This window comes from Bathymodiolus azoricus thioautotrophic gill symbiont, assembly GCF_001298715.1.
Lineage (GTDB): Bacteria > Pseudomonadota > Gammaproteobacteria > PS1 > Pseudothioglobaceae > Thiodubiliella.
This window is the reverse complement of the sequence record NZ_CDSC02000417.1, coordinates 1-853: the sequence shown is the minus strand read 5'-3', so window position 1 is coordinate 853 and position 853 is coordinate 1. Positions and strand designations below refer to the sequence as shown.

At 38.7% G+C, this 853-nt stretch carries 2 protein-coding genes; both read right to left on the bottom strand.

What is annotated here, in order from left to right:
- Positions 1-340 (bottom strand): Tle-like phospholipase domain-containing protein (locus BAZSYMA_RS08040; protein WP_143243165.1); only part of this gene is annotated, 340 nt, incomplete at its 3' end.
- A gap of 35 nt (positions 341-375) precedes the next feature.
- A partial coding sequence (locus BAZSYMA_RS10075; RefSeq protein ID WP_195910161.1) for a hypothetical protein occupies positions 376-853 on the bottom strand: 478 nt, incomplete at its 5' end.

Sequence of the window (853 nt, the reverse complement as noted above, 5' to 3'; positions counted from 1 at the left end):
GGCTAAAGCCATCTGAGTCCTGAGCTGCGGCATCAATGGTTTTTGCCACATAGGTCAATGCTTGTTGAAACTGCTCGGATAATCCGCCTGTAATAAAAGAGAGATTATCATCCCAGTCATTCAGTCCATTGGTGCCAGCGATGGCAATCACGGTGTGGTTGGGATGGGTAGCGTTTTGATAGTTTTGGATTTGCAGGCCTGAGTCGAAATTACTTTTTATTTGGTCGTCTATTCTCCAGCCATTGACCCCTCTATCTTTCGCATTTTTCTTGTAAACATCCTCAGCCAATAAGGCTGATTCAAAGTAAGTAATTGAGCTATTGTTATCTTGTGTTGGCATAGTATTCTCTTTGCTATTGCTATTGTTATTGTTATTTATTTTGATTTTGTGGTAGTGCTAAGACGATCCCTTAATGCTTTAAATAGACTGTTGGGTTCGTATTGGGCTTTATCGTAAGTCTCTATACGCTCCATAAAAGAATTAGGAACAGTGATTGAGTGTGCAAGACTGCCATAATGATACTTAATAGAACCATCTTTGCGCAATGCAGGCTTATCAATTTCTACTTTAATGTCTCTACTTTTACCAAAACTACCACAAGTCATGGTGCCTGATACATAATCTAGATTTTTGTAGATATCTCTATCATATTCTAAAAGATGATAATTATTTAGCACTAACTTACTGCCAGAAACATAAACCACATCCAATCCCAACTTATACTGTTGACCGCGTTTAATGGCACGCCCTCCCCAACCTGGCTCATCATTTATATCTTGAGGAATAAGAACGCTAATGGATTTATTTCCATAACGACTATCAAATCGTCTCTTGGTATTCCAAGGTAAATCC